This is a genomic window from Paraburkholderia sediminicola (assembly GCF_046027355.1).
In the GTDB taxonomy this organism is placed as follows: domain Bacteria; phylum Pseudomonadota; class Gammaproteobacteria; order Burkholderiales; family Burkholderiaceae; genus Paraburkholderia; species Paraburkholderia sediminicola_B.
This window is the reverse complement of the sequence record NZ_JAQQEK010000083.1, coordinates 1-3,304: the sequence shown is the minus strand read 5'-3', so window position 1 is coordinate 3,304 and position 3,304 is coordinate 1. Positions and strand designations below refer to the sequence as shown.

Sequence of the window (3,304 nt, the reverse complement as noted above, 5' to 3'; positions counted from 1 at the left end):
ACGATTACCTACTTTCACACGGGTAATCCGCACTATCATCGGCGTGGAGTCGTTTCACGGTCCTGTTCGGGATGGGAAGGGGTGGGACCGACTCGCTATGGTCATCAGGCATGACTTGTTGCCGCACTGCCTTGGGGGCAATACAGCCAATCGGGAAGAAGTAGTTTCTGGTGATGCTCACCAGGGTAAAGCGTTGGGGTTGTGCTGTTTCTGGCACAACACTGATCTCAACCGTGCGTTCTGCGACCTCCTCTGGAGGTTCACAGCGCCCCCTTCGGGGGTTGTCCTGAGTAAGTGCTGAAGCACTAACTCATGACGAAACACACCTGTTATAGGATCAAGCCTTACGGGCAATTAGTATCAGTTAGCTTAACGCATTACTGCGCTTCCACACCTGACCTATCAACGTCCTGGTCTTGAACGACCCTTCAAGGGGCTCGAAGCCCCGGGGATATCTCATCTTAAGGCGAGTTTCCCGCTTAGATGCTTTCAGCGGTTATCTCTTCCGAACATAGCTACCCGGCGATGCCACTGGCGTGACAACCGGTACACCAGAGGTTCGTCCACTCCGGTCCTCTCGTACTAGGAGCAGCCCCCTTCAAATATCCAGCGCCCACGGCAGATAGGGACCAAACTGTCTCACGACGTTTTAAACCCAGCTCACGTACCTCTTTAAATGGCGAACAGCCATACCCTTGGGACCGGCTACAGCCCCAGGATGAGATGAGCCGACATCGAGGTGCCAAACACCGCCGTCGATATGAACTCTTGGGCGGTATCAGCCTGTTATCCCCAGAGTACCTTTTATCCGTTGAGCGATGGCCCTTCCATACAGAACCACCGGATCACTATGACCTGCTTTCGCACCTGCTCGACTTGTCGGTCTCGCAGTTAAGCACGCTTATGCCATTGCACTATCAGCACGATTTCCGACCGTACCTAGCGTACCTTCGTACTCCTCCGTTACACTTTGGGAGGAGACCGCCCCAGTCAAACTGCCTACCATGCACTGTCCCCAGTCCGGATAACGGACCAAGGTTAGAACCTCAAACAAACCAGGGTGGTATTTCAAGGATGGCTCCACGCAGACTGGCGTCCACGCTTCAAAGCCTCCCACCTATCCTACACAGACCGGTTCAAAGTCCAATGCAAAGCTACAGTAAAGGTTCATGGGGTCTTTCCGTCTAGCCGCGGGGAGATTGCATCATCACAAACACTTCAACTTCGCTGAGTCTCGGGAGGAGACAGTGTGGCCATCGTTACGCCATTCGTGCAGGTCGGAACTTACCCGACAAGGAATTTCGCTACCTTAGGACCGTTATAGTTACGGCCGCCGTTTACCGGGACTTCAATCAAGAGCTTGCACCCCATCATTTAATCTTCCGGCACCGGGCAGGCGTCACACCCTATACGTCCACTTTCGTGTTTGCAGAGTGCTGTGTTTTTATTAAACAGTCGCAGCCACCAGTTTATTGCAACCCCTTCACCCTTCTGGCGCAGGCCAGTCAAGCTACAGGGGCGTACCTTATCCCGAAGTTACGGTACCAATTTGCCGAGTTCCTTCTCCCGAGTTCTCTCAAGCGCCTTAGAATACTCATCTCGCCCACCTGTGTCGGTTTGCGGTACGGTCTTGTTAAACTGAAGCTTAGAGGCTTTTCTTGGAACCACTTCCAGTTGCTTCTTCACCGAAGTGAATGGCCTCGCACCCTTGAATTCCGCGCCCGGATTTGCCAAAGCGCCTTCTCCAATGCAAGGACCGGGACTTCCAACACCCGGACAACCTTCCGCGATCCGTCCCCCCATCGCATTTAACAATGGTGCAGGAATATTAACCTGCTTCCCATCAGCTACGCATTTCTGCCTCGCCTTAGGGGCCGACTCACCCTACGCCGATGAACGTTGCGTAGGAAACCTTGGGCTTACGGCGAGGGGGCCTTTCACCCCCTTTATCGCTACTCATGTCAGCATTCGCACTTCCGATACCTCCAGCGCACTTTTCAATGCACCTTCGCAGGCTTACGGAACGCTCTCCTACCATGCATATAAATATGCATCCGCAGCTTCGGTATATTGCTTAGCCCCGTTACATCTTCCGCGCAGGACGACTCGATCAGTGAGCTATTACGCTTTCTTTAAAGGATGGCTGCTTCTAAGCCAACCTCCTGACTGTTTTAGCCTTCCCACTTCGTTTCCCACTTAGCAATATTTGGGGACCTTAGCTGGCGGTCTGGGTTGTTTCCCTCTTGACACCGGACGTTAGCACCCGATGTCTGTCTCCCGTGATTGCACTCTTCGGTATTCGGAGTTTGCTATGGCGTAGTAATCCGCAATGGACCCCACAACCATGACAGTGCTCTACCCCCGAAGGTGATACACGAGGCACTACCTAAATAGTTTTCGGAGAGAACCAGCTATTTCCAGGTTTGTTTAGCCTTTCACCCCTATCCACAGCTCATCCCCTAACTTTTCAACGTTAGTGGGTTCGGACCTCCAGTACGTGTTACCGCACCTTCATCCTGGCCATGGATAGATCACCTGGTTTCGGGTCTACACCCAGCGACTGAATCGCCCTGTTCGGACTCGCTTTCGCTACGCCTGCCCTAATCGGTTAAGCTTGCCACTGAATGTAAGTCGCTGACCCATTATACAAAAGGTACGCCGTCACCCCTTGCGAGGCTCCGACTGTTTGTATGCATGCGGTTTCAGGATCTATTTCACTCCCCTCCCGGGGTTCTTTTCGCCTTTCCCTCACGGTACTGGTTCACTATCGGTCGATCACGAGTATTTAGCCTTGGAGGATGGTCCCCCCATCTTCAGACAGGATTTCACGTGTCCCGCCCTACTTGTCGTACACCCAGTTCTTCCTCGCTGTTTTCGTCTACAGGGCTATCACCTGCTATGGCCGCACTTTCCAGAGCGTTCGACTAACAATGAAGATAAAGAGTACAGGCTGGTCCCATTTCGCTCGCCACTACTCTGGGAATCTCGGTTGATTTCTTTTCCTGCGGTTACTTAGATGTTTCAGTTCACCGCGTTCGCTTCGCATGACCTATGTATTCAGTCATGGATGACCCATACGGGCCGGGTTTCCCCATTCGGATATCGGTGGATCAAAGCTCGTTTGCCAGCTCCCCACCGCTTTTCGCAGGCTACCGCGTCCTTCATCGCCTGTGATCGCCAAGGCATCCACCACATGCACTTGTTCGCTTGACCCTATAACGGGTGTGTCTCGCACGGCCTTCACTGGGAAGATCGTGTTTGCCACATCGCTACAGGTTGAGTATTCGTGTTGCGCCGTATTCCA

The 3,304-nt window shown here is 53.0% G+C and carries 2 rRNA genes; both read right to left on the bottom strand.

Going from position 1 to position 3,304, the window contains the following annotated elements:
- Nucleotides 1–109, bottom strand: a 5S ribosomal RNA gene (gene rrf, locus PQR42_RS45260); the annotation flags it as partial.
- Between the two features lie 224 nt (nucleotides 110–333).
- Nucleotides 334–3,213 (bottom strand): 23S ribosomal RNA (locus PQR42_RS45255).
- Nucleotides 3,214–3,304: the final 91 nt, after the last annotated feature.